A 26149-nucleotide genomic window follows, 5' to 3' on the forward strand; every position below is an offset into this window, starting at 1 on the left:
GGAACCTCTCAGTAGGACTTGGGCAGTCCGAGCGTGTGGTGCGAGACGTAGTTGAGGATCATCTCGCGGCTGACCGGCGCCACGCGCGTCACCCGCACCGCCGTGATCAGCGCGGCCAGCCCGTACTCCCGGGTCAGGCCGTTCCCCCCGAGCGTGTGCACCGCCTGGTCGACGGTGCGCACGGCGGCCTCGGCGGCGGCGTACTTGGCCATGTTCGCGGCCTCGCCCGCCCCCGCGTCGTCCCCGTCGTCGTAGAGCCGGGCCGCCCGCCCGGTCATCAGCCGGGCCAGCTCGATGTCGATGTGGGCCCGGGCCAGCGGGTGGGCTATGGCCTGGTGGGCGCCGATGGGCCGGTCCCACACCTCGCGGGTGCGGGCGTAGTCGACGGCGCGCCCCAGCGCGTACCGGGCGAGCCCCAGCGCGAACGCGGCCGTCATGATCCGCTCGGGGTTGAGCCCGGCGAAGAGCTGGAGCAGCCCGGCGTCCTCGTCGCCGACGAGCGCCTCGGCCGGCAGCCGGACGTCGTCCAGGACGAGCTCGAACTGCCGCAGATCGCCCTGGAGTTCCATGGGGATCGCGGTGCGCCGGAAGCCCGGCGCGTCCCGGTCGACGACGAACAGGCAGGGCCCGCGCCCCTCGGTGCGGGCGACGACCATCGTGGCGTCGGTCGCGTCCACCCCGGAGATGAAGACCTTGCGGCCCCTGAGCACCCACCCGTCCCCGTCACGGCGGGCGGTGGTGGTGATGCGGTGCGTGTTGGAACCGGCCTCGGGCTCGGTGATGCCGAAGGACATGCGCAGGCCACCGGACGCCAGCCCCGGCAGCCAGGCCCGTTTCTGCGCCTCGGTGCCGAACCGGGAGATCACCGTGCCGCAGATGGCGGGCGAGACGACCATCAGCGTCAACGGATTGCCCGTGGCGGCCAGTTCCTCCAGGACGACGGCGAGCTCGGTGATCCCGCCGCCGCCCCCGCCGTACTCGGCGGGCAGGTTGACACCCAGGTATCCGAGCTTGCCCGCCTCCGCCCACAGCTCCTCGGGATCGCGAGCACGGGCGCCCAGCGCGGCCACGGCGGCGCGCAGATCGAGGAGTTCGGTCGGAACAATACTCATGAGTGATCCTCCCGTGTGACGACGGCGAGCAGGTCCCCGGTGGCGACCCGGCGCCCCGGGGCGGCGTGCAGGGCGGTGAGAGTACCGGACGCCGGGGCGGTGACGCGGTGTTCCATCTTCATCGCCTCGACCCACAGCAGCACTTGCCCGGCCTCCACCGGGTCGCCCGGCGCGAGGCCGTCGGCGATCCGGACGACCGTGCCCGGCATGGGGGCGAGCAGCGACCCCGGCTCGGTCCGCGGCGCGGGCTCGGGGAGGCGGGGCAGCAGGGTGAACGACCGGGCGCCGAGCGGGGAGTCGACGTACACGGACGACGGGCCGTGGAACGCGACGTCGAACGGCCGCCGCACCCCGTCGATCTCCAGCGCCACATGGTCCCGCGCGGCCGCCACCAGGCGCACGCCGGGCACGCCCTCCAGGCCGTCGCGGCCGATCCGGTAGCGGACCTCGTGCTCCGTCCCGTCGGGCTCCGGGCGCAGCCGCTTGACCTGGGGCCCGGACGGGACGTTGCGCCAGCCGCCGAAGCGGGAGCGCCCCTGGGCGTCGGCGAGGGCGGCCGCCAGGGCGGCGTACCCGGTGAACGCCTCGTCGTGCGCGGCCAGTTCGTCCAGGTGGCGGTCGTAGAAGCCGGTGTCCGCCGCCCCCGCCGCGAACTCCGGGTGGCGCAGCGAGCCCACGAGCAGGTCCCGGTTGGTGACCGGCCCGTGGACGCGGGCGCGTTCCAGGGCGCGGGCGAGGCGGTGCAGGGCGGACGGGCGGTCGGGGGCGTGGGCCACGACCTTGGCGAGCAGCGCGTCGTAGTGCGGGCCGACCGCGTCGCCCGCGCCGACGCCCGCGTCCACGCGCAGACCGGTCCCCTCCGGCACCTCCAGCGCGTGCACCGGTCCCGTCCAGGGCCGCCAGTCGCGGGCGGGGTCCTCGGCGCAGAGGCGGGCCTCGACGGCGTGTCCGGACGCCTCCGGGGGCCGCTCCGCGAGCCGGCGGCCCTCCGCCACCCGCAGTTGCAGGGCGACCAGGTCGACGCCGTACACGCACTCGGTCACCGGGTGCTCCACCTGGAGGCGGGTGTTCATCTCCAGGAACCACGCCCGCCCCCGCCCGTCGAGCAGGAACTCCACGGTCCCGGCGCCGGCGTATCCCACGGTCTTCGCCAGCGCCGCCGCGTGCGCGCACAGCGCGTCGGCCGGCCCCGCCGGCAGGCCGGGGGCGGGCGCCTCCTCGATCACCTTCTGGTGGCGGCGCTGGAGCGAGCAGTCGCGGGTGCCCAGCGTCCACACCGTGCCGTGCGCGTCCGCGAGGACCTGCACCTCGACGTGCCGGCCGCCCTCCACGTACGGCTCGACGAACACCTCGCCGTCGCCGAAGGCCGCCGCGGCCTCGGCCCTGGCGGCCTCCAAAGCCCCCGCCAGGACCGGGAGTTCGCGCACCACCCGCATGCCGCGGCCGCCCCCGCCCGCCGCGGCCTTGACGAGCACGGGCAGGTCGGCGGCGCGCACGGTGTCCCGGCCGAGCGGGGCCAGTACCGGCACCCCGGCCTTGGCCGCGATCCGCTTGGCCCGCGTCTTGGACGCCATCGCCTCCATCGCCCCGGGCGGCGGCCCGATCCACACCAGCCCCGCCGCCTCCACCGCGCGCGCGAACTCCGGGTCCTCGGACAGGAATCCGTAGCCGGGGTGCACGGCGTCCGCGCCCGCCGCGCGGGCGGCCGCGACGATCAGGTCGCCGCGCAGATAGGTGTCCGCCGGGGCGTCGCCCGGCAGGCGGACGGCCGCATCCGCCTCCCTCACGTGCCGGGCGCGGGCGTCGGCGTCCGAGTGGACGGCGACGGTCGCGATCCCCAGCTCCCGGCAGGTGCGGAAGACCCGGCGGGCGATCTCGCCCCGGTTGGCGACCAGCACCGAACGGATCACGGCAGGTTCACATCCGGAAGACGCCGAAACCACCCCGGACCCCCTCCACAGGCGCGTTGTGCACGGCCGACAGACACATCCCGAGGACCGTGCGGGTGTCGCGCGGGTCGATGACCCCGTCGTCGTACAGCCGCCCGGACAGGAACAGCGGCAGCGACTCCGCCTCGACCTTCCGCTCCACCGCCGCCCGCAGCGCCGCGTCCGCCTCCTCGTCGTACGGCTGCCCCTTGGCCTCCGCCGCCGCCCGGGCGACGATCGACAGGACGCCGGCGAGCTGCTGCGGGCCCATCACGGCGGACTTGGCACCCGGCCAGGAGAACAGGAAGCGCGGGTCGTAGGCCCGTCCGCACATGCCGTAGTGACCGGCCCCGTACGACGCGCCGACGAGCAACGACAGATGCGGCACACGGGAGTTGGACACCGCGTTGATCATCATGGCGCCGTGCTTGACGATGCCGCCCTGCTCGTAGGCCCGGCCGACCATGTAGCCCGTCGTGTTGTGCAGGAACAGCAGCGGGACGTCGCGCTGGTTGGCGAGCTGGATGAACTGCGCCGCCTTCTGCGACTCCGCGCTGAACAACACCCCCTGCGCGTTGGCGAGGATGCCCAGCGGATAGCCGTGCAGCCGCGCCCAGCCCGTCGTCAACCCCGCCCCGTAGAGCGGCTTGAACTCGTCGAAGTCGGAGTCGTCGACGATCCGGGCGACGATCTCGCGCGGGTCGAAGGGGCTGCGGAGGTCGCCGGGGACGATGCCCAGCAGTTCCTCCTCCGCGTACCGGGGCGGTGCGGCGGGCGGCGGATCGGGGTGCGCCTTGCGCCGGTTGAGCCGGGCGACGATGCGCCGGGCCTGGCGCAAGGCGTCGTGCTCGTCGACGGCGTAGTGGTCGGCGAGGCCGGACACCCGCGCGTGCATGTCCGCCCCGCCCAGCGACTCGTCGTCCGCCTCCTCGCCGGTGGCCATCCTGACCAGCGGCGGACCGCCGAGGAAGACCTTGGCCCGGTCCGCGACCATGACGACGTGGTCGGACATGCCGGGGACGTACGCGCCGCCGGCCGTGGAGTTGCCGAGGACGACGGCGATCGTCGGGATCCCGGCGGCGGACAGCCGGGTGAGGTCCTTGAACAGCGCGCCGCCCGGGACGAAGATCTCGCTCTGCCCGGTCAGGTCCGCGCCGCCGGACTCCACGAGGGCGACGACGGGCAGCCGGTTGGCGCGGGCGATCCCGTGGGCGCGCAGGGACTTCCGCAGCGTCCACGGGTTGCTCGCCCCGCCGCGCACGGTCGGGTCGTTGGCGCTGATCAGGCACTCCACACCACAGATCACGCCGATGCCGGTGACCAGGGAGGCCCCCACGGCGTACTCGCTGCCCCAGGCGGCGAGGGGGGAGAGCTCCAGGAACGGGGTGTCCGGGTCCAGCAGCAGCTCGATCCGCTCGCGGGGCAGCAGCCTGCCGCGCGCCCGGTGCCGGGCGGCGTACTTCTCGCCGCCCCCGGCGACCGCCTGCGCGTGGGCGGCCCCGACCTCGGCGAGCTTGTCGAGCATGGCGGCGCGGTGGGCCGCGTACTCGGCTCCGGCGGTGTCGAGCCGCGAGGTCAGGACGGTCATCGGAAACCTATGCCTCCAACCGCATAACCGGGTACGGTGTGTACTGCGCCTCGCGAGAACCAAGCATGCGCACATCCCTTGTTCTTGAAGACAACCGGGCTGGTTCCAACCCGGCTGGTGTTGATCGTGCAAGACCTGTCGGGTCGTCGACCCACAGGCAACGTGAGCCAGGAATCCCCTGCTTCGACCGGGGGAGGGTTCAAAGCAGCACCTCGGGTATCTCGACGTAACGGGAGCGCAGCCACTCCCCCACGGCCTTGGCCTGCGGGTCGAAGCGGACGTTCTCGGCGACGCCCCGCCCGAGGAGCCCTTCGACGACGAAGTTGAGGGCGCGGAGGCGGGGCAGGACGTGCCGGGTGACGGGCAGTTCGGCCGTTTCCGGGAGGAGTTGGCGGAAGCGTTCGGCGGTGAGCTCGTGGGCCAGCCACCGCCAGGCGTCCTCGGTCCGGACCCAGACGCCGACGTTGGCGTCGCCTCCCTTGTCCCCGCTGCGGGCCCCCGCGACGAGGCCGAGGGGGGCGTGCCGGGCGGGGCCGGCGGGGAGGGGCTCGGGGAGAGCGGGTTCCGGCAGGGGCTCTTCCGTGGCAGTGGACGATGGGGACGGTATGGGCACCCGCGTCCCGTCCGGCAGTACGGCGACGTGCCGCACCTCGTCCGCCGGCACGTACGCGGCCTCGAAGACCCCGTACGGGCTGCCGGGCCCCGGCGGCGCGGTGAGGTGGAACCCCGGGACGCCGGAGAGCGCCAGTTCGACGGCCGCACCGCTCAGCGCGCGGCCCACGACGTCCGGGTCCGGGTCGTGCACGACCAGCCGCAGCAGCGCGCTCGCCTCCTCCTGGACGGACGCGTCGCGGTGGTCCGTGCGGGCGAGCGTCCAGCGCACGCGGGCGGGCGGCCGGGCGGCGAGCACGTCCGCGAACTGGGCCCGGATCAACCGCGCCTTGGCGATGACGTCGAGCCCGGTGAGGACGAAGACGACCTCGTTGCGCCAGCCGGCGGCCCTGGTGATCCCCGCCTTGAGCGCGGCGGGCGGCGGTTCGCCGCGCACGCCGTGGACGCGGACGCGGTCGGGCCCGTCGGGGGCGAGGCGGACGGTGTCGAGCCGGGCCGTGACGTCCGGGCCGGAATACCGCGCTCCGCCGGTCTCGTACAGCAGCTGGGCGGTGACGGTCCCGACGGTGACCGCGCCGCCCGTCCCCGGATGCTTGGTGATCACCGAGCTGCCGTCGGCGTGGATCTCGGCGATCGGGAACCCGGGGTGCCGGACGTCGTGTTCGGCGAAGAACGCGTAATTGCCGCCGGTGGCCTGGGCGCCGCACTCCAGCACGTGTCCCGCGACGACGGCCCCGGCGAGCGCGTCGAGGTCCTGCCCGCCCCACCCGTGGTGCGCGGCGGCGGCCCCGCTGACCAGCGCCGCGTCCGTGACCCGGCCGGTCACCACGACATCGGCCCCGGCGCACAGGCAGGCGGCGATCCCGCCCCCGCCGAGGTAGGCGTTGGCGGTGACGGCCCCGGCGCCCCAGTCCCGCGCGCCCAGGAGATCGTCCCCGGTGACGTACCCGACCCCGACGGGCACGCCCACCCGCTCGCCCAACTCGCCGATGCGCTCGGCCAGTCCCGCCGGATTGAGCCCTCCGGCATTGGCGACGATCCGCACCCCGGCGTCGACGGCCAGCCCGAGACCCGTCTCCAACTGCCGCAGGAACGTGCGGGCGTAGCCCTTTCCCGGATCCCTGATCCGGTCCCGGCCGAGGATGAGCATGGTCAACTCGGCCAGATAGTCGCCGGTGAGCACGTCGAGCGGCCCACCGGTGAGCATCTCCTCCATCGCGTCGAAGCGATCACCGTAGAAACCCGAGGCGTTGCCGATCCTCAGCACGGGGGGAGAGTGACAGGGGAAGGTCGAACAAGCAAGCGTGCATGCATGCTTTTCGGCTAACCCACGATGAACCAGGTCCGATTTGCCAGCAAATCCCGTCATAAGGCGGTGAGTTGATGCGATAGCTTCCTCATGTGACGCACCTCAGGGTGCGCCTCCCCTCAAAAGGTGCGCCTCCCTCAAGGGGCGCTCCGGACCCCGGCCGTCGGGGCCCGGCTCGAATCCCAACAGATGGCCGTCGACCGGGTATTTCGACGGCCGATGTGAGGGAGGCGTCACCCGATGGGGCGACATGGAAAGCCGAAGCCATCAACCCGGCGGCGCAGTGAGGATCTTCTGATCCGCATCGCGCGGAAGCCGGGGAGGTGGTTCCGGGGGGACTGACCCCTGACCTGAGCCCCGCAATATGAGGCTCAGATCAAGGGCCCTTCGTGGCTCTTCATGCCCTCGCTCAGGAGTTACCGGCTCCCGGGCGGGGGTTCTTCCGTGCTTCACCGTACCGGATGCGCCTCCTGCCACACCACACGGCGGCTCCGGCGCCCGAACGGCGTTCATACGGCGTGCTCTTCGCCGCCCTCCCTCCCCTCGACAGACGCGGAGGCGCCCCGCTCACCGGTGCGGGGCGAGGGCAGCCACTCGGCACACGGCTTCTCCCGCGCTCCACACGCCGGGATTCACCCGAGCGCCTCCCCCAGCACTTCCGCCAGGTGCCGCGCCTGCCGCCCCGCCAACTGCCCGATCTGCGTCCGGCACGAGAACCCGTCCGCCAGGACGAGCTTCTCCGACCCCTCGCGCAGCGCCGGCAGCAGCCGCTCCTCCGCGCACGCCACCGAAACCCCGTAATGCCCTTTCTCGAAACCGAAGTTGCCGGCGAGGCCGCAGCATCCGTCGCTCAGCTCCCCCGTCAGGCCGGCCCTCTCGCGCAGCCGGCGCTCGGCCGCGTCGCCGAGCACCGCGTGCTGGTGGCAGTGCGTCTGGCCGACGACCGGCAGGTCGACGCGGGGCGGCCGCCAGTGCGGGGCGCACTCCTCCAGGTACTGGGCGAACGTACGGACGGACGCGGCCAGTTCGCGGGCGCGCGGGTCGTCGTGGAGCAGTTCCGGGAGGTCGGTGCGGAGGGTGGCCGCGCAGCTCGGTTCGAGGACGACGACGGGGTGGCCGAGGACGGGGGCGACGCGGTCGAGGGTACGGCGCATCACCGCCCGCGCCCGGTCGAGACGTCCCGTGGAGACCCAGGTCAGGCCGCAGCACACACCCTCACCGGCCAGGAGCGCGCGGCGGCCCGCCGCCTCCAGGACGTGTACGGCCGCCCGCCCCACGGACGGCGCGAAGTATTCGGTGAAGGTGTCCGGCCACACCATGGCCACCTGGCCGGACGAGTGGATCCGCGTCCCGTCCCCGTGCCGCTCCCGGGAGTATCCGCCGAGCCAGCGGCTGAAGGGCTCGCGCGCCAGCTCCGGCACGCCCCGTTCCGGCGCGACCCCGGCCGCCCGCTTGCCGATCGCGGACAACCACCCGTTGCGCGCCGCCGCGTTGACCAGCGGTTCCGCCCGCAGCGCGGCGATCCCGCGCAGCCACGTGGGCAACCCGCCCAGCGCGTAGTGCGTGACCGGCCGCAGCCGCCCGGCGTAATGCCGGTGCAGGAACTCCGCCTTGTACGTGGCCATGTCCACCCCCACCGGGCAGTCGCTCCGGCAGCCCTTGCACGACAGGCACAGGTCGAGCGCCTCCCGCACCTCCTCCGACCGCCAGCCGTCCGTCACCACCTCCCCCGCGAGCATCTCGTGCAACAGCCGTGCCCGTCCGCGCGTGGAGTGCCGCTCCTCGCCCGTCACCCGGTACGAGGGGCACATCACCCCGGAACCCGCGTCCGTCTCCCGGCACTTGGCGACGCCCACGCACCTCCGCACGGCGGCCCGGAAGTCCCCGCCGTCCTCCGGGTACCCGAACTCCACCGCCACCGGCCGGCGCGGCAGCACGCCGAACCGCAGGTTCTCGTCGAGCCGGTACGGGCGGACGAGCATCCCCGGGTTGAGCCCGCCGTCCGGGTCCCACAGGTCCTTGAACCGGCCGAAGAGCGCGACCAGTTCCGGCCCGTACATCCGGGGCAGCAGCTCCGCGCGCGCCTGCCCGTCCCCGTGCTCCCCCGACAACGACCCGCCGTGCGCGACGACCAGGTCGGCCAGCTCGCCCGAGAACGCCCGGTAGCGGCGCACGCCCTCCGCGCTGAGCAGGTCGAAGTCGAGGCGGACGTGGACGCAGCCCTCGCCGAAGTGCCCGAACGGGGTGCCCCGGAGGCCGTGCGCGGCCAGCAGTTCGCGGAACGCGCGCAGGTACGCGCCCAGGCGCTCCGGCGGGACGGCGCAGTCCTCCCAGCCCGGCCATGCCTCGCGGCCGTCCGGCAGCCGGGTGGCGGTGCCGGCCGCGTCCTCGCGCAGCCGCCACAGGGCGCGCCGCTCCCGCGAGCCGGTGACGACGCGGGAGGGCCCGTCGTGGGCCCGGCACACCTCCCCGGCCCGTGCGGCGGCCTCGCCGTCCGTCGCTCCGCCGGTCTCCACGAACAGCCAGGCCGCACCGGCCGGAAGCCGCTCGGCGGCGTCCCCGACGAGGTCGGCGGCCATGCCCTCGACGGTCAGCGGGCCGAGGGCGAGCAGGCCCGCGGCCGCGTCGGCGGCCTCGCCCTCGTCCGCGAAGCCGAGGACCGCCAGTACCCGGGCGCGTGGCAGCTCGACCAGGCGCAGGGTCGCCTCGGTCACCACCCCGAGTGTTCCTTCACCACCCGTGAACGCCCGCGCGACGTCCCGTCCCCGCTCGGGCAGCAGCGCGTCCAGCGCGTAACCGGAGATGCGCCGGGGCAGGGCGGGGAAACCGGTGCGCAGGAGGGCCAAGTGGCCGTCGGCCAGCGCGCGCAGGCCGTCCGCGAGCCTGGGTGGGAGCCCGTGCGTCCCCCGGCCGAGCCGTACGCGCTCCCCGCCGTAGGTGACGACCTCCAGGCCGCGCACGTTGTCGGCGGTCGTGCCCCAGGCGACGGAGTGCGCCCCGCAGGCGTTGTTGCCGATCATCCCGCCGAGCGTGCACCGGCCGTGCGTGGAGGGATCGGGCCCGAAGGTCAGCCCGTGCGCGGCGGCCGCGCGCCGCAGGTCGTCGAGGACGGCACCGGGCCGGACGACGGCCGTCCGCGCCTCCGGATCGATCCCGACCAGGGCGTTCATGTGCCGGGTGAAGTCGAGGACGACGCCCTCCCCGGTCGCCTGCCCGGCGATCGACGTCCCGCCGCCGCGCGGCGTGACCGGTACGCCGTGCCCCCGGCAGACGGCGAGCGCGGCGGCGACGTCGTCCGCGTCGCGGGGTGCGACGACGCCCAGCGGTACGCGGCGGTAGTTGGACGCGTCCATGGTCGTCAGCGCGCGGGCGGCGGGCGAGAAGTCCACCGTCCCGCGTACGGCCGCGATCAGTTCCCCGCGCAGTCCCTCGTGGTGGTCAACCATGCGTCCCAGCCTGCCCGAACGCACGTCTCATCGGGTGGACATCACGTCCCACCGGCCCCGCCGACGGATTAGGCTTCCCCCGTGGCTGACATCCAGATTCCCGCCGACATCAAGCCCGCCGACGGTCGTTTCGGCGCCGGTCCGTCCAAGGTGCGCACGGAGGCGTTGACCGCCCTCGCCGCCACCGGAAGTTCCCTGCTCGGCACGTCCCACCGCCAGGCCCCGGTCAAGAACCTGGTCGGCTCGGTGCGGGACGGCATCCGGGCGCTGTTCTCCCTGCCCGAGGGCTACGAGGTGATCCTCGGCAACGGCGGCTCCACCGCGTTCTGGGACATCGCCACGCACGGCCTGATCGAGGCCAAGTCGCAGCACCTGTCCTTCGGCGAGTTCTCGTCGAAGTTCGCCAAGGCCGCGAGCCTGGCGCCGTGGCTGGACGAGCCGACCGTCATCGCCTCGGACCCGGGCACCCACCCGGAGGCCAAGGCCGAGCACGGCACGGACGTCTACGCGCTCACCCACAACGAGACGTCCACCGGCGTCGCCATGCCGATCCGGCGCGTGGAGGGCGCGGACGCGGGGTCGCTCGTTCTGGTGGACGCCACGTCCGGCGCGGGCGGGCTGCCCGTGGACATCCGCGAGACGGACGTCTACTACTTCGCCCCGCAGAAGTCCTTCGCGTCCGACGGCGGCCTGTGGATCGGCGTCTTCTCCCCCGCCGCCCTGGAGCGCGCCGCGCGCGTCCACGCCTCCGGCCGGCACGTCCCCGAGTTCTTCTCCCTGCCGACCGCGATCGACAACTCCCTCAAGAACCAGACGTACAACACCCCCGCCCTCTCCACCCTCTTCTTGCTCAACGAGCAGCTGGAGTGGCTCAACGGCCAGGGCGGCCTGGACTTCGCGACCGGCCGGACGGCGGCCTCCGCCCGGGCGCTCTACGGCTGGGCCGAGGCGTCCGCGCACGCCACCCCGTTCGTCACCGATCCGGCCGCGCGGTCCCAGGTCATCGGCACGATCGACTTCGACGAGGGCGTGGACGCGGCCGCCGTCGCCGCCGCGCTGCGCGCCAACGGCATCGTGGACACCGAGCCGTACCGCAAGCTGGGCCGCAACCAGCTGCGGATCGCGATGTTCCCGGCGATCGACCCGGCGGACGTCGAGGCGCTGACGGCGTGCGTGGACTACGTCATCGGGCGTCTGTAGCAGCAGCGCGCCCTGGGGCCGGCCCCCGCAGAACTCCGGGGGCCAGCCCCAGGGCCCCGCGACCGTGTCGCACGGGACGATCATCTCCGGCTCGAAGGAAGCGAGTTGAGAGGTGTACCGGCATGACCCGAATGACGGACGAGCGGATACCACGACGGCTGCTGCTGGCAGCGGCGGCGGCGGGCGCGGTGGGGACCCTGCCCGCTCCCTCGGCGGCGGGTGCCGCCGTGATTCCGGCGGCGGACAGCGGCCGCGACCCGGTACCCGCGCTGCGGCGGGCGGCCCACCCGCTGCGGACGACGGAGCCCGGAGCGGACCCGGCCGACCTGCGGCCCCTCGGGTCGCTGATCGGCGACGCCAAGGTGGTGGGGCTGGGCGAGGCCACGCACGGATCGCACGAGTTCTTCGCGATGAAGGACAGAGTCTTCCGTCATCTCGTCGAGGAGAAGGGCTTCACCACCTTCGCCCTGGAGATGAGCTGGCCGGCCGGGCTGCGCATCGACACATATGTCCAGGGCGGACCGGGAACCGCCCGTCAGGCGGTCGGGGAAGCGCTGGCCGGCTCCCCCTGGGAACGCGAGGAGTTCGTGCGCCTCGTCCAGTGGATGCGGGACCACAACCGGCGCCGGCCCGGGCACAAGGTCCACTTCATGGGGGACGACATCGGCTACCCCCGGGTGGGCGACGACCTCTTCGAGCGGGTGACGGGCTACGTACAGCGCCACCGTCCGGAGTTGCTGCCGCGATTCACCGAGCTGTACACCGGGCTGCGTCCCCTCGACGACAGCGCCGCCTACCTGCGCAAGCCGCTCGCCGACCGGCAGCGGCTCGCCTCCGCCGCCCAGCAGGCGATGAATCTCCTCGGCCGGCACCACGGCACGTACGGCGGCGAACTCGGCTGGGCGGTCCAGCACGCCCGGTCCATTGCCCAGACCGCCGGCTTCCTGAGCCATGACATCACCGACCCCGCCGTGATCCCCGCCGCTATGCGCTTCCGCGACCGGGTGATGGCCGAGAACGTCGCGTGGTGGCAGCGGCACACCGGCCACCGGATGCTGGTGTCGGCCCACAACGGCCATGTGGCATACGTACCGGACACCCCGCTGACCCATCCCGTCTCCCAGGGCGGCGTCCTGCGCGACATGCTCGGCGAGGAGTACCTGGCCGTCGGGTTCACCTTCACCCAGGGGTCCTTCCTGTCACAGGAAAAGAGTGAGGGCCCGTGGAAGAGGTTCACGGTGGGTGCGGCCGGACCGGGCACGAACGAGCACACCCTCGACCGGGTCCGTCACGACGACTACTTCCTCGACCTCCGCGACGCCCCGCCGGCGGCCCGCGCCTGGCTGAACACCAGCCGCCCCACCCGCACCATCGGCACCGAGTACCCCGTCCCCCTCACGGATATCCGGCTCACCCACTCCTACGGCGCCCTCATCCACCTCCACCGCATACGGGCGGCCGACAAGTTGTGCGAACCTGACGTGCATGACGACACTCCCTGACGGCCGTCCCGTCCCGCCCCCGCAGGCCGGCGAGCGCGAAGCGCTGGAGAGCTGGCTGGACTTCCACCGCGCGACGCTGGAGCTGAAGTGCCGCGGCCTCGACGACGAGCAGCTGCGGCGGGCCGCGGTGCCGCCCTCGCCGATGTCCCTGCTGGGCCTGGTCCAGCACATGGCCGTGGTCGAACGGAACTGGTTCCAGCGGGTGTTCGCGCGGCGGGACGTGCCGGTGGTCGCCCCGGAGGCGGGCTTCGCCCTCGATCCCGGGCCGGGGCTGGACGAGGCCCTGGCCGCGTGGCGCGCGGAGATCGCGGCGGGGAGGGAGTTGATGGCGGACGCGTCGCTGGACGATGTGGGGCGTCTGTCCGGGGAGGAGGGGAAGGCGCTGGGGTCGGAGGAGGTGTCCCTGCGCTGGATCCTGATCCATCTGATCGAGGAGTACGCGCGGCACAACGGGCACGCGGATCTGATCCGGGAGTGCGTGGACGGGACGACGGGGGCGTGAGCCCTCGGGAGGGGGGTGCCCCCGCCTCGCCCATTCACCGTTTTCCGCAGGGGCTGCGCCCCTTTGTGACCCCCGGGGTCCGCGACACGCTGCCGCACGCGGGCGGGCGGGGGCTCCGCCCCGGGGGGCGGCAACCGCGCTTCGCGCGGTTGTCCTCAAGCGCCGGACGGGCTGAATTGGCGCGCCCAGGCGGGATTTTCAAGGCCCGGGGCGCGCAATCCAGCCCGGGGTACGCAATTCAGCCCGTCCGGCGCTTGAGGACAGCGCCCGAAGGGCGCTTCGGGGTCCAAGGGCGGAGCCCCGGCAGAGGTCCAAGGGCACAGCCCCGGCAGAGGTCCAAGGACGCAGCCCCGGCAGAGGTCCAAGGACGCAGCCCCGGCAGGGGTCCAGGGGGCGCAGCCCCCGGCGGGGTGCAGGGGCGGAGCCCCGCTCGCCCCGGCCGGGGCGCGGGCCGGGGCGCAGCCCCCGCTCACCGCGCGGAAGCGCGGTGCCGGGCCGAGGGGCGCAGCCCCGGAAGAAACGGTGAAAGGGCGGGGAGGGGCACCCCATTCGCCCGATTCGGCCCGCACGTACCGACCAAATCACCCCCCGGACGACACAGACACAACCTTCGCCCCCTACACCCCCAACCCCCACCGCTCAAAGATCTCGGTGAGCAAGCCGAGAACCGAGAGACGGAGTCCCACCATGAGGGCGCGCAAGAGACAGACCGCAGGCCGGGCCGCCCGGAGGCACGCCGTGGTGATGGCCACGGCCCTGGGCGTGATGTCCCCCCTCGCGGGCGAGGCGTTCGCGGCGAAGAACAACGGCGCCCCGAAGCGCGCCACCGCCCCCATCGCCTGCGCCGCCAACACCGTAGCCCCCACCTGCGTATACCGCGTCGACAGCCGCCCACCCTCCCAGGTCTTCGCCGACGGCTTCAAGGTGCCCGGCGCCGGCACGAACAACAACCTCCTCGACCACATCAACGGCCGCAGCACGATGCAGGCGAACGGCCCCCTCAAGGGCACCACCAACTTCGTCTCCACCTCCACCGGCACGGAGTACGTCACCAACTACGCGGGGCGGCTGAAGCTCGACCTGAAGGCCACCGGCGGCGAGGGCTGGATCTACGTCGTCCAGCCCGACCACACGTTCCACAACGTGCGGACCAGCCTGGAGCGCGCGGCGAAGAGCAAGTCGCCGGAGATCGCGAACGCCGCGAAGCAGACCCTGAAGTACTACGGCTACCAGGCCGAATGGGCGGCGCGCGGTTCGATCCGCCCGGAGCTGGTGCAGCACGCCGTCCCGGTGAAGATGGTCAACGGCCTGCCGGAGCCGGACTGGGAGCGGCTGCAGACCAACAGCGGCTACCGGCCGGGCGATGCCAAGTCCGCCAACCCCGCCCCCTACGAGATCGCCGGCGCCTCCGAGCTGTGCGCGCCGGGCGGCGGCGCGGGCAGGGTGCGGCGGTCCGCCGAGGCGTGCGACATCGGGGTGCGGGACCACGCCGAGGTCGCCCGCAAGCACCAGGAGCGCCTGCGGGCCCACGGCGACGACGTCGAATACGTCACCACCCTCGACGAGTTCGAGAAGAACCCCAAGTCCCTGCTGTCGCCGCTGCGCGAGACCAACGGGGTCCTGAACGACGCCGCGGCCGCCGAGCTCGGCGCGAAGGACTTCGAGGCGTTCTCCACCCGCGTCACCGAGGCCCTCGGCCGCGACCTCCGGGCCGTGCACGGGCTCAGCACGGACACGACCCTGCTCGCGAAGGTCGCCCGCCAGGCCGGCCGCGCCGCCGAACTGGGCGCGAAGGCCCTCCCGTACGTGGGCATCGCCGCGACCGGCTACGCCATCGCCGAGGACGTCAAGGCCGGGGACTACGCGAACCTCGCCTTCGACTCGGTCGCCGAGGGCCTCCAGGTCGCCATGGTCGCCCAGCCGGAGCTCGTACCGCTCCTCGAACCGGTCCTGTTCGCCGAGCAGTTGGCGCAGATCGTGTACGACGAGATAGCCGGGTGGTTCAAGCGGCAGGAGCAGCTGGACCACGACCGGAAGCAGTGGGACAGCGCCGCCGAGGACCTGGTCGAGCACCGCGACGGGCAGTGGCGCGACCACCTCGTGGGCCAGGCCCTGCAGAAGCTGTTCCCACAGCTCAACGAGAAGTTCAACCGCGTCCTCACCTCGGACGTGAAGACGCTGAAGAAGTGGGCCGACGCCAAGAAGACGGCCGTCGCGCAGATCGCCGGCCGGTCCAAGGCCCGCGCCGCCTCCGCCGAGGAGAAGCAGCGCATCGAGAAGCACGAGACCGCGCTGAAGAAGAAGATCAACGCGAAGGTGTGGGAGCAGCAGGACGCCCGGACCAAGGTGTACGAGGAGCAGATCGCCAAGGTCGCCACGGGCGCCTTCGCCGCGACGCTCAAGCCCGGCAAGGACGGCAAGGACGGCAAGGACGGCAAGGCCGCCTTCGACGTCTTCACCGACCACTTCGTCGAGAAGAGCGCCAAGCCGTACCTGGACAAGCTGATCGACAAGATCAGCATGGACGAGTACCGCGCGGCCGGCTCCCCCACCTGGGATCAGCGGGAGCTCACCAGCCGCCAGGCGCGCTGGAAGCAGATGACGGAGGACAAGCTCGCCGAGGTGCGCCGGGCCCTGTCCCGCGAGGGCCGCACCGCCCTGTCGGAGAAGGACGTCCGGGATCTGCAGCGGGAGAACTTCCCCGCGAGGGAAGCGTTCCGTGACCCCGAGCGCGACCGGGACAGGCTCTTCGACGAGCTGGCACGGGACAGCCGGAGCCGGCGGAACTGACGACACCGGGGCGGGCCGGATCAGGCCCGCCCCGGGCCCGGCGGATTCACGCCGCGCGCTTCCTCCCCCGCAGCACCACCCACCCCAGCACCAGCAGCACGACCCACACCCCCATCACGTACAACGCCACCCGCGTATCCGCACTCCACGCGATCAGCACCGTCACGAACGCGAAGAACCCCAGCGCCAGCACATTCGTGTACGGGGCTCCCGGCATCCGGTACGGGGACGCCTCCGCGGCCCCCGCCGCCACCGCCTTCCGGTACCGCATGTGCGTCACCAGGATCACGCTCCACACCAGAATCGCACCGCCCGTCGACACCGACGTGATGTACGCGAACGCGTGGTCCGGATCGAGGGCGTTGAGCAGCACGCCCAGCCCCATGGTCAGCGCCGAGACCACGAGCGCCGGCGCCGGCACGCCGCGCGCCGTCAGCCTCCCCAGCCCCTTGGGCGCGTGGCCGTTGACGGACGCCGTCCGCAGCATGCGGGCCGTCGAGTAGAGGCCCCCGGCATTGCAGGACGACAGGGCCGACGTCAGCACGATGAAGTTGACGATGCCCGCCGCCGCCGGAATGCCGATCTTCGCGAAGGCGGCCACGAACGGGCTGACCCCGGGGGCGAATTCGGTCCAGCTCACCACGGACAGGATCACGATCAGCGTGCCGATGTAGAAGAGCCCGAACCGCAGCGGAAGGCTGTTGATCGCCCGCGGGATGTTCCGCTGCGGATCCTCCGCCTCGCCCGCCGTCACGCCGACCAACTCGACGCCCAGATAGGCGAAGAGCACGATCTGCAGCGTCATCAGCGAGTCGTGGGCGCCGTTCGGCGCGATGCCGCCGTCCTTCCACAGGTGGGTCACGGACGCCGTGTCCCCGACGTCGCCGAAGCCGATCACCAGCACGCCCACGCCGACCAGGATCATGCCGACGATCGCGACGACCTTGATCAGCGCGAACCAGAACTCCAGCTCGCCGAACGCCTTCACCGAGATCATGTTGACGGCGAGCAGGACGACCAGCGAGACGAGCGCGGTCTGCCACTGGGCGACGCCGGGGAACCAGTACTTCATGTACTGCCCGGCCGCGGTGATCTCGGCCATGCCCGTGGTGACCCACATGATCCAGTACGTCCAGGCGGTGGCGTACCCCCAGAACGGCCCCAGGAATTCCCGGGCGTACTCCGCGAAACTCCCCGAAACGGGCCGGTGGGTGAGGAGTTCGCCCAGCGCGCGCATGACGAGGAGGAGGACGAGTCCGGCCACCGCGTACCAGATGATCAGGCTGGGCCCGGCCTGGGATATCGCGGTGCCCGCGCCCAGGAAGAGACCCGTGCCGATCGTGCCGCCGATGGCGATCATCTGGATCTGCCGGGTGCCGAGCCCCCGTTTGTACCCCTCGGGAGAGCCCTCTCCCCCGGTCTCCGTGGCCGGGGCGTCGCCCGGCTTCGTCCCCGTCCCCCGCACAGTCGGTGGCCGCATACGACAGAACCCTTCCTCGAAGATCTCAATCTCGCGACCCTAGGTACCGCTTTCGGCCACCCACAAGTGCTTTCGGATCTTCGTCACACGCCGTCACACGCCGGGTCCCCTCCCTCACGCCCCGGCGGCGAGCTTGAGCGTGACGACCCCGGCGATGATCGCGGCGAAGGAGAGCAGCTTGGGCGGGGTGATCTTCTCCCGGTAGATCACGGCGCCGAGGACGACGGTGCCGACGGAGCCGAGGCCCGTCCAGATCGTGTACCCGACGCCCACGTCGAGGGTGGTGAGCGCCCGGCCGAGGGTGAAGATCCCCCCGGCGGCGGCGAGCAGGGTGAAGACGGACGGCCAGAGCTTGGTGAAGCCCTTGGTGGCGTTGGTGCCGAGCGCGAAGGCGATCTCGAAGACGACGGCGACGGCGAGGTAGGCCCAGGCCATGATGTGTGCCCCTTTCAGGTCTCAGGCGGTGGCGGAGCGGTCGGACAGCTTGAGGCCCAGCACCCCGCCGATGATCAGGACGAACGCGACGGCCTTCCCCGCGTTCATCGACTCGTGGAAGATCACGGACCCCAGGACGACGGTCCCGACCGAGCCGATGCCGGTCCAGACCGTGTAGCCGACACCGACGTCCAGCGTCCTGAGCGCGAGGCTCAGGAAGAAGATCCCGCCGGCCGCGGCGCCGGCGGTGAGCAACGACGGCCACAACTCCGTGAAGCCGTTGGTCGCGTTGGTGGCGAGGGCGAAGACGACCTCGAAGACGGCGGCGACGAGCAGATAGATCCAGGCCATGACGACCGACCCCCCGAACAAGTAGTTGCATGTATGTGCATGTTCTTTGCGACCCGAGAAGCATGCATGTACAAATAACGTGTGTCAACGCAGCCGACTCCCTCCGCGGACGCCCACATGTGGCACCGCTTCCTCGCCCTCCACGCCCACGTCGAGCACCGCCTGAGCGCCGCGCTCCAGCGCCACCACGGCCTCGGCCTCTCCGAATACCGCGCCCTGGGCTTCCTCGCCGACGCCCCCCGCAACGAACTCCGCATGCAGGAACTGGCCGACCGGCTGGGCCTCAACCAGAGCTCGGTGACCCGCCTCGCCGCCCGCCTCAACGCCGCCGGCTTCACCTACCGCGACGTGTGCGAGGACGACAAGCGCGGCGTCTACACCGTCCTCAAGGACGAGGGCCGCGCCCGCCACGCGGAGGCCACGGCCACGTACGAGTCCACCCTCGGCGCGGCGCTGGAGGAGGCCGCACCGGCGGGAGCGGCGGTGGCGGCCCTCCGCGAGGCGCTGGGCGGAAGTCTCGGGTAGGGTAACGCTGTTCCGGGACAGTGAACGACCTAGGAGGTGAGTCCCATTACCGCTGCGGCAGGCTGGGTGCTCTCGCCTCACACCCACAGGTCACTTCGTCGCAAGTGACCACCGAGAGCGCCCTTCGGACTTTCTGAAAGGCCCTCATGTCGGTCTCACTCGCAACAACAACCTCCCTCGTCACCAGGCTGCGCGCCGCCGGCTGCGTCTTCGCCGAGGACGAGGCGGAACTGCTCCTCTCGACCGCCCGCACGCCGGACGAACTCGACACCATGACCCGGCGGCGCTGCGCCGGGGAACCCCTCGAACTCGTCCTCGGCTGGGCCGGGTTCCTCGGACTGCGCATCGCCGTCTCGCCGGGCGTCTTCGTCCCCCGCCGCCGGACGGAGTTCCTGGCCGAGCGCGCCGCGCGGCTCGCCCGCCCGGGCTCCGTCGTCGTCGACCTCTGCTGCGGCTCCGGCGCCGTCGCCACGACGCTGGCCGCCGCCGTCCCCGGTCTCGACCTGCACGCCGCCGACATCGAACCGGCGGCGGTGCGGTGCGCCCGGCGCAATCTCGGAGGCGCGGGCCGGGTGTACGAGGGCGACCTCTACGCCGCCCTCCCGTCCGCCCTCCGGGGCCGGATCGACGTCCTCGTCGCCAACACCCCGTACGTCCCCACGTCCGAAATCCCCCTGCTCCCCCCGGAGGCCCGGGACCACGAACCGCTCGTGACGCTCGACGGCGGGGCGGACGGGCTGGACGTCCAGCGGCGGGTGGCGGCGGGGGCGCGGTCCTGGCTCGCCCCCGGCGGCCGCCTGCTGGTGGAGACGAGCGAACGTCAGGCGGTGCGGTCGATGGCGGTGTTCGCCGGGGCGGGCCTGATCCCGCGTCTGGTACGGGACGAGGAGCGGGGCGCGCACGTGGTGATCGGCACACGGCCGGGCCGCCGCTGAGGGCTTCCGGTGCTGAGGGCTTTCCGGTGCTGCCGGAGGGCCTGCCCCGGACGGGGGAGCCGTCCGGGGCAGGTGGTTCGATCAGTCGGCGTACTTCTTCAACTGTTCGGTGTCCAGGGTGATTCCGACCGGTTCCGGGACCTCGATCGGGGTGCCGTAAGACTCGTTGACGCGATGCCGGTACCCGTCGGCCTCGGGGCCGTAGTGGACGGTGACCGACCGGTCGTCCCGGTCGATGAGCAGGTAGACGGGAATCCCCGCGGCCGCGTACCCGACGGGTTTCTCCACGCGGTCGCGCCGATCGGTGTCGGCGTCGTTGGAAGTGACCTCGACCACCATCAGGATGCCCTTGGGGTCGGCCCATTCCCCCCGCTCGTCGACGAAGTGATCGACGGGCGCGAGGATGCCGTCGGGGATGGCGCGCCCCCTCCGGTATTTCTCGACCCTCAGCCCCTGGTCGCGGTGGAGATCCAGGTCCGGACGCTGCTGCATGCACTGCCTGAGCAGCCACATGACGATCGCACCGTGCTTCCCGTCCGGCACCGGCTTGACCTCGATCCTTCCGTTGATGAGCTCCAGGCGCACGGTTTCGGGCGCCGAGTGGGCCAGTTCCTCGAACTTTTCGACGAGACGCTCGGCGGGGGTCGGGGTCATGTGATCGCCTCCTTCCCTCAATGGTGCCCCGATACCGGGCGGGGCGTCGTGTACGGCGGTCATGTGCGTGCCTTCCTTTCGTATCGGCGGTTGAGGGAGCGGAGTTCGTCGACGCGGGCGTGGACGTCGTCGGCGAGGGTGCGGCAGGGGTCGGGCCGGGGCGGGGTCTCGCCTCGGCAGGTGCGGCAGATGCCGCCGGGGAGGGCTTCGGTGGTGCCGGGGTCGCGGCAGACGACGCACTCCAGGAGCAGGTGCGGCCGCTCGGGAGTGGTGACCTCCATCGCCTCGGGCGGCAGTTTGTCGATGAGCCTGCGGCGGACGAATCCGGCCGCGTGGAGGACCTCGGGCGGCAGCCCGCCGGCCAGCGTCCGGATGAACTCGTCGTCGCCGACCCCGCGTTCGAACCACGGCTGGGCGAACGGAGCGAGGGCCGCGCAGTCGGCTGCGGACAGTGTCAACCGGTGATCGGCCCGGCCGAGGGCGGCGAGCAGGCGGTACGCCCGCGAGCGGGGCCGCTCGGGAGCGGAGCGGGACGGCTCCGGGACCCGGGCTGGAGGTGCGTCCTGCGGGACGTCGCCGGTGCGTACGGCCTCCCACCAGGCGTCGTCGCGCGGTGTCCGCGAGAAGAACGTCCGCGTCACCCAACGCGAGCTTCCGTCTTCACTCTTGAGGTGTTCGGTGAAGCGCCGCAGGTGACCGGCTTCGGAGAGCCTCCGCAGCGCGGTCAGGCAGGCGGCCTGCCCGTACGCGGGCAGCTGGGCGGCCAGCGACTTGCCGTCGATCGCCGCACCTTCAGGAAGCCGGTCGATGAAGGCAGCGACCGACGCCTCACGGGGCGGCAGGTGCGCGAAGTCGTCCTTGCGGCGCGGCGCTTGGCCGGGCGCGGAGCGCTTGCCGAAGCCGGAACGGGCCATGAGGGGCGTGGGGGCGCTAGGGTAGGCGTCAGCCATCGGGATCGACCTACTCTTCGATCTCGTCGGTGAGACCCCGGGTCCGGTGTTGCTAGCACCGGCCGGGGTCGCTTTGTTGCTGCGCACGCTAGGGCCTGGCGACAGCATGCCGCAAACCGGCCACACGCCGTGAACTACCCGTGGTATACTCGCGCTTGAGCGCGCACACGGAGGGTGGGTGGGTGGGTGGGTTCAACTACCCACCATTCCTTGGAAAGAGCGCTCGGACCCCGGCCCCCGGATCCCGGAACTCAAGTCACGGTTCGTCTCGCCGGTGCGGCCCGGAACAGTGAAAGGGCCGCACCCACGGACACCACCGCCGGGCTCAGCAGGCCCTGCCGCCCGGCTGCACTGTCTCCGGCTCCGCCGAGCGCATCAAGTCCACGACCCACGCCGGGGTTTCCGTATCCCGGGCGATCTCGTGCATCAGCGAACGGAATCGGCGTCGATTGCGCCCCGATCCGATCGTCTCCAGCAGCGGAAGCACCGACAGCAAGGTCGATTCGTACTCCATCCAGGCGCGGGTCCGCGCGTACGCGGACAGTAGAGACACCCGGTAGTAGAACACTCCCCTGCCGTCCGGACGGAATGCCCCGGCCAGTTCGCACGCCCGTTGCAGCGACGGCACGGCCGCCTGCGAATCTCCCAGGGCGAGCAGGGCGTCTCCCCTTTGCCCGGCAGCTTCCTGCTCGTTCACCCACCAGGTCCAGGACGGGTCACGGGGGTTGAGCGAATCCCCGAGGCCGACGCTCACCGCGTCCAGGTCGTCGAGCGCCTGCCGACGGCACCCGGCAAGGGCCAGTGCGCGCGCCCTCCGCACCCGGGCCAGGAGAGCCACCCGGGGCGGCAACTTGGCCTGGGAGAGCAGTTCGTCCGCGATGCGCAGCGTCTCCCCGGTCCGATGGCGTTCGACGTTCTGCATGGCGAGCATGTCCAGGGCGAACCACTGCTTGGACCGGTCCCCGGCATGACGGGCCAGCATGTGTGATTCCAGGAACGCCGCACGGGAAGCGTCCTGCTGGTCCGCGTCGAACAGGAGCCAGCCCGCGACCTGCGCGACCTCGGCGACCGCGGCGAGATATTCACGTGTGACGCCCTCCGGAAGGGAGCCGCGGTCGAGCCGCCGCTGTCCCGCACGCCAAACCTGTACGGCGGCGGCCGCCACCGTGTCCCCTCCGTAGAGGTTGTCGTGGTCGAGGAAGTGGGCGACAGAGGAACGCATATGCGCGAGTTCGACGGCAATCGGGTCCGCATGGTCACGCGCAACGGATGTCGCACCGTAACCGACGACCTGCGCCGCCAACCTGCCGCCACTGTCCGTGATCCTGTCCAGGCCCTCCGCCAACTGCCGCGAGGGAGGCTGCTTTCCGCCGAGCACCCGGGACAGATAGGCCGGATCGTAGTTCAGCGCACGGGCCGCCGCCCGCATGCTCAGCCCACAAGCCGAGAGGGCGTCCCGAGCGAGGGCAGCGAAGTCCGTCATCACACACTCCGGGCGTTGACCACTACACCGACACGATAGTCAACGCTGGTCAACTCCCGCAGTGCACGCGGGTTCGGGACGATGACCGCCCCGAATCCCTTCACGCCAGGAGCACGCCCGTGACGTCGCCCGTGACGTACAGAACCGGCACCTTCGTCGTCGACGTACGCGAGAACCGCCTCGTCCAAGTGATCGGCACCACCGAGGACGACGACCGCGTCCAGGTACGCCGCCCCGGCGGCGGACTGGAGTGGGAGGTTCCGCCCACCGCCCTCCGCCTCGCCACCCGCGAGGAGCGCAACACCGCCGGGCTCCGCCCGTACCAAACCGGTTGCACCAGGTGCGCCGAACTCGAAGCCGCCCGGCAGGCGGCCGCCACTGGCGACGACTCGTACGCGTCCCGCCGCGCCACCGCCGACGCCCTGACCCACTGGGTCATGGAGCACTGCCTGCGCGAGGGCCGTCCATGACACACCCCGGCCCCCGCTGCCGATGGGAATCGGCCGGCGGCCAGGAGCGCTGCACCACCTGCGGAACCCGCCGCTTCACCGACTACGGCGCCCTCCGCCCCCGCGAACTGCCGCCCGCGACGGGGACGACGTCACCCTCCGCCGTCGGCCTTAGACCTATGGGCCGAGACGGCTCCCCCACCGAAGACCGATACGCCGCGCGCCGGAGCGATCGATGATGGATACACGAGTTCTCGCCGGCTTCGTCATCCCCCGTACGAGGCCGGCGAGGAATCGTCCCCGCCCCCCGGGAGTCCCCCCGGCTCCCGGGCGGGGCAACCCCGCCCCCGCCCCGCCCTCGAAAGAGTCACCCTTGCCTCCGGCCCGCCGCGAGGAGTTGGCTGGCGGCATGGAGTACACGCAGCTCGGGCGCACGGGACTCAGCGTCGGCCGGATCGTTCTCGGGACGATGAACTTCGGGCCGCGGACGGACGAGAACGACAGTCACGCGATCATGGACGCCGCGCTCGACGCGGGCGTCAACCTCTTCGACACCGCCAACGTCTACGGCGAGGCCACCGACCGCGGCCGGACCGAGAAGATCATCGGCAGCTGGTTCGCCAAGGGCGGCGGGCGGCGCGACAAGGTCGTCCTGGCCACCAAGGTGTTCGGGGCGATGGCGCCCGGCGCGGAGGCCGAGTGGCCCAACCGCTCGCGGCTGTCCGCGCTCAACATCCGCCGCTCCGTGGACGAAAGCCTGCGGCGCCTGCAGACCAACCACATCGACGTCTACCAGTTCCACCACGTGGACCGGAGCACCCCGTGGGAGGAGATCTGGCAGGCCATGGACGTCCTCGTCCAGCAGGGCAAGATCCTCTACGTGGGCTCGTCCAACCACGCCGGCTGGCACATCGCGCAGGCCAACGAGACGGCCCGCCGGCTCGGCACGTACGGGCTGGTGAGCGAGCAGTGCCTGTACAACCTGGCCGAGCGGCGGGCCGAGATGGAGGTCATCCCCGCGGCACGGGCGTACGGGCTGGGGGTCATCCCCTGGGGGCCGCTGGGCGGCGGGCTGCTGGGCGGGGTGATCCGCCGGGCGCAGGAGACCGGCCGGTCGGCGGACGCGCTGGCGAACTCGGCGCTGCGGGACAAGGTCCAGGCGTACGAGGACGTGGTGGACAAATACGGCCTGGCCCCCGGCGAGGTGGCCCTCGCCTGGCTGCTCGCGCAGCCGGGGATCACGGGCCCGATCATCGGGCCGCGCACGGCCGGACAGCTGGAGTCCGCGCTGCGGGCGGTGGACCTGGAGCTGCCGGAGGGGCTGCTGGCCTCGCTGGAGGAGATCTTCCCGGGGCCGGGGCCCGCGCCGGAGGCGTTCGCCTGGTGAACCGGGCACAAAGGCAGCGGGCACAAAGGCAAAGGTCTATCGCACCGCCGACACCACGGCGACGACGACGAGAATCAGGGCGAGCGCGCCGGTCATGATCCGGTTCCTGGTCTTCGGGTCCACCCCCGAAGGGTAACCGGGCGGCCGTGTTGCCCGGAGACCTAGGTCCGCAGGGGCCAGCTCTCCACGGTCTCGTACCGGGGCCGCTCGCCCGGTGTGCCCGATCCGGGCAGCCGGCTGCGGACGAGTTCGAGCCGCCCGACGCGGAACGGGGTGCCCCGGAAGTCCGCCAGCGCCTCTGCGTACGGCCGCAGGGAGAGCCGCCCGGTGGCGCGGGCGAGCGTGAGGTGCGCGTGGAAGGGGCGGCTCTCGTCCACGCCGATCCCCGTCCGCCGCGCGCCCGCGGCGGCGGAGGCGGCCAGGCCGCCGAGGGTGCCGACGTCGCCCTCGGCCCCGGCCCACAGCACCCGGTCGCCGAACCGGCCGCCGCGCGCGAGCCGCACCTCGTGGGCGGGGTGCCGGTGCGCGGCCCGCCCCAGCCGCTCGGTCAGCTCCGGGAGCAGCCCCTCGTCCACCTCGCCGAGGAAGGCGAGCGTGAAGTGCCAGGTGTCGGGGGCGGCCCAGCGCAGCCGCCCGGCGTCCGGGAAACCGCGCAATTGGGCTGCGGCGTCGGCGAGTTCGGCGAGGGCGGACGAGGGCGGGATCACAGCGACGAAGAGGCGCACGGGGCCAGTGTCGCGCGAATGGAGATCAACATCGGGAAGGGCGGGGCGGAGGGCCTCCCCGCGGTCGTCGCGATGCGCCCGTCCGCCGGTTCACGGCCGGCGACCGGCCGGGGCAGCTGCCGGAACGGCGGGTGGCGTGAGCCGGGCGTGCGCCGTGGCCGAGACGGCGCTGCGCCGGGGGTGCTGTCTCGGCCCGTGCGCGGGCGTGAACGAACGGGAGGGCGCGGCTCGGGGGACGGCGGTTGCGCCGCCCGTGCGCCCGGGGACACACCGACAACAGGGGAACTCCCTTACTCGCGGCCCGTTTCCGTGCGCCCGGTCACGGCCGGTCCGCCCACTGACCGGATTCCGCGATTGACCCGCCTCGCGGCCCTGCCTAGCTTTTCCTCGTTCTCAGCGACATCCGGCAACGGAAGGCGAGGAGCGGGAATGGCCGAGCACGAGCCGTACGCGGCACCGGAGTGGATCAAGCCGGGCACGTGGTACGGCACCGCGAAGATCACGATCCGGAATCCCGGGACCACGGCTCTCGTCAATCCCGAGATCTCCTTCCGCGTCCGGCCGGACCAGTACGTGGAGAACAGGCACGGGCTGGTCTTCATCCGCGAGGGCGACGTCATCACCGGGTACTTCGTGTTCGAGCGCAGCACCGTCCCCCCGGACGGCGGCAGCCAGGAGTTCACCGTCAACATCTCCCGGGCCGTGCCGGGCCCCGGCCCGCTGCCGTCCGGGTTCAGGATCAACGGCCGGCCGGCCCCGGAAGGGCGCTGAACGGCCGCACGCCGT

General features: G+C 72.5%; 22 protein-coding genes. 10 read left to right on the plus strand and 12 right to left on the minus strand.

What is annotated here, in order from left to right:
• Positions 1-8 precede the first annotated feature (8 nt).
• The 5 genes from I5Q34_RS17340 to I5Q34_RS17360 form a co-directional block, all read right to left on the minus strand.
• Entirely contained in the window at positions 9-1112 is a 1104-nt protein-coding gene (locus I5Q34_RS17340) for an acyl-CoA dehydrogenase family protein (protein WP_199893197.1), read from the minus strand.
• The gene (locus I5Q34_RS17345) at positions 1109-3022 is read right to left on the minus strand and encodes a biotin carboxylase N-terminal domain-containing protein (protein WP_199893198.1); all 1914 of its coding nucleotides are present in this window, start codon (positions 3020-3022) and stop codon (positions 1109-1111) included. The genes I5Q34_RS17340 and I5Q34_RS17345 overlap by 4 nt, the downstream gene beginning before the upstream one ends.
• Positions 3023-3029: 7 nt before the next feature.
• Positions 3030-4628, minus strand: a complete 1599-nt coding sequence (locus I5Q34_RS17350) for an acyl-CoA carboxylase subunit beta (protein WP_199893199.1) — start codon at positions 4626-4628, stop codon at positions 3030-3032.
• 199 nt (positions 4629-4827) lie between these two features.
• Positions 4828-6507, minus strand: a complete 1680-nt coding sequence (locus I5Q34_RS17355; RefSeq protein ID WP_277965524.1) for an acyclic terpene utilization AtuA family protein — start codon at positions 6505-6507, stop codon at positions 4828-4830.
• Positions 6508-7181: 674 nt separating this feature from the next.
• The gene (locus I5Q34_RS17360) at positions 7182-9995 is read right to left on the minus strand and encodes an FAD-binding and (Fe-S)-binding domain-containing protein (protein ID WP_234429054.1); all 2814 of its coding nucleotides are present in this window, start codon (positions 9993-9995) and stop codon (positions 7182-7184) included.
• Positions 9996-10076: 81 nt separating this feature from the next.
• Here I5Q34_RS17360 and serC point away from each other — a divergent pair, with 81 nt between their 5' ends.
• From serC to I5Q34_RS17380, 4 genes are all read left to right on the plus strand, one after another.
• Complete coding sequence (serC, locus tag I5Q34_RS17365) at positions 10077-11195, plus strand: phosphoserine transaminase (protein ID WP_199893201.1); 1119 nt, start codon at positions 10077-10079, stop codon at positions 11193-11195.
• Between the two features lie 122 nt (positions 11196-11317).
• A complete protein-coding gene (locus I5Q34_RS17370) occupies positions 11318-12697 on the plus strand; it encodes an erythromycin esterase family protein (RefSeq protein WP_199893202.1) in 1380 nt (459 codons plus the stop codon).
• On the plus strand, positions 12681-13199 hold the full coding sequence (locus I5Q34_RS17375; protein ID WP_199893203.1) for a DinB family protein: 519 nt from the start codon (positions 12681-12683) through the stop codon (positions 13197-13199). Before I5Q34_RS17370 ends, I5Q34_RS17375 begins: the two co-directional genes overlap by 17 nt.
• A 687-nt stretch (positions 13200-13886) precedes the next feature.
• Complete coding sequence (locus I5Q34_RS17380; RefSeq protein WP_199893204.1) at positions 13887-15989, plus strand: hypothetical protein; 2103 nt, start codon at positions 13887-13889, stop codon at positions 15987-15989.
• A 46-nt stretch (positions 15990-16035) separates the two neighbouring features.
• On the opposite strand, the gene I5Q34_RS17385 is transcribed toward I5Q34_RS17380, so the two are convergent.
• From I5Q34_RS17385 to I5Q34_RS17395, 3 genes are all read right to left on the minus strand, one after another.
• The gene (locus I5Q34_RS17385) at positions 16036-17469 is read right to left on the minus strand and encodes an amino acid permease (protein ID WP_199893205.1); all 1434 of its coding nucleotides are present in this window, start codon (positions 17467-17469) and stop codon (positions 16036-16038) included.
• A 114-nt stretch (positions 17470-17583) separates the two neighbouring features.
• On the minus strand, positions 17584-17904 hold the full coding sequence (locus I5Q34_RS17390) for a multidrug efflux SMR transporter (RefSeq protein ID WP_199893206.1): 321 nt from the start codon (positions 17902-17904) through the stop codon (positions 17584-17586).
• Positions 17905-17925: 21 nt separating this feature from the next.
• On the minus strand, positions 17926-18255 hold the full coding sequence (locus I5Q34_RS17395) for a multidrug efflux SMR transporter (RefSeq protein WP_199893207.1): 330 nt from the start codon (positions 18253-18255) through the stop codon (positions 17926-17928).
• Positions 18256-18336: 81 nt separating this feature from the next.
• Between I5Q34_RS17395 and I5Q34_RS17400 the strand changes: the two genes are divergently transcribed.
• The gene (locus I5Q34_RS17400) at positions 18337-18780 is read left to right on the plus strand and encodes a MarR family transcriptional regulator (protein WP_307811689.1); all 444 of its coding nucleotides are present in this window, start codon (positions 18337-18339) and stop codon (positions 18778-18780) included.
• Positions 18781-18926: 146 nt separating this feature from the next.
• A complete protein-coding gene (locus I5Q34_RS17405) occupies positions 18927-19715 on the plus strand; it encodes a putative protein N(5)-glutamine methyltransferase (RefSeq protein ID WP_199893208.1) in 789 nt (262 codons plus the stop codon).
• An 81-nt stretch (positions 19716-19796) separates the two neighbouring features.
• Here the strand turns inward: I5Q34_RS17405 and I5Q34_RS17410 are convergent, their stop codons facing one another.
• From I5Q34_RS17410 to I5Q34_RS17420, 3 genes are all read right to left on the minus strand, one after another.
• Positions 19797-20369, minus strand: coding sequence for a Uma2 family endonuclease (locus tag I5Q34_RS17410; RefSeq protein ID WP_199893209.1), 573 nt, complete (start codon positions 20367-20369; stop codon positions 19797-19799).
• Positions 20370-20428: 59 nt separating this feature from the next.
• On the minus strand, positions 20429-21319 hold the full coding sequence (locus I5Q34_RS17415) for a hypothetical protein (RefSeq protein ID WP_234429055.1): 891 nt from the start codon (positions 21317-21319) through the stop codon (positions 20429-20431).
• Between the two features lie 325 nt (positions 21320-21644).
• Positions 21645-22802, minus strand: a complete 1158-nt coding sequence (locus I5Q34_RS17420; protein ID WP_234429056.1) for a helix-turn-helix transcriptional regulator — start codon at positions 22800-22802, stop codon at positions 21645-21647.
• Between the two features lie 119 nt (positions 22803-22921).
• Between I5Q34_RS17420 and I5Q34_RS17425 the strand changes: the two genes are divergently transcribed.
• From I5Q34_RS17425 to I5Q34_RS17430, 3 genes are all read left to right on the plus strand, one after another.
• Positions 22922-23272, plus strand: coding sequence for a hypothetical protein (locus I5Q34_RS17425; protein ID WP_199893211.1), 351 nt, complete (start codon positions 22922-22924; stop codon positions 23270-23272).
• The gene (locus tag I5Q34_RS36080; protein WP_374193030.1) at positions 23269-23490 is read left to right on the plus strand and encodes a DUF6255 family natural product biosynthesis protein; all 222 of its coding nucleotides are present in this window, start codon (positions 23269-23271) and stop codon (positions 23488-23490) included. The genes I5Q34_RS17425 and I5Q34_RS36080 overlap by 4 nt, the downstream gene beginning before the upstream one ends.
• Before the next feature lie 170 nt (positions 23491-23660).
• Positions 23661-24638: an aldo/keto reductase gene (locus tag I5Q34_RS17430; protein WP_199893212.1), complete on the plus strand. Its 978-nt coding sequence runs from the start codon at positions 23661-23663 to the stop codon at positions 24636-24638.
• Positions 24639-24799: 161 nt separating this feature from the next.
• Here I5Q34_RS17430 and thpR read toward each other — a convergent pair whose 3' ends face one another.
• On the minus strand, positions 24800-25363 hold the full coding sequence (gene thpR / locus I5Q34_RS17435) for an RNA 2',3'-cyclic phosphodiesterase (protein ID WP_199893213.1): 564 nt from the start codon (positions 25361-25363) through the stop codon (positions 24800-24802).
• Positions 25364-25792: 429 nt separating this feature from the next.
• On the opposite strand from thpR, the gene I5Q34_RS17440 reads away from it, so the two are divergent.
• Positions 25793-26134 (plus strand): hypothetical protein, encoded by a 342-nt coding sequence (locus I5Q34_RS17440; protein WP_199893214.1) that lies wholly within the window; start codon positions 25793-25795, stop codon positions 26132-26134.
• Positions 26135-26149: the final 15 nt, after the last annotated feature.

It is taken from the genome of Streptomyces sp. AV19 (genome assembly GCF_015999245.1).
Classification (GTDB): domain Bacteria; phylum Actinomycetota; class Actinomycetes; order Streptomycetales; family Streptomycetaceae; genus Streptomyces.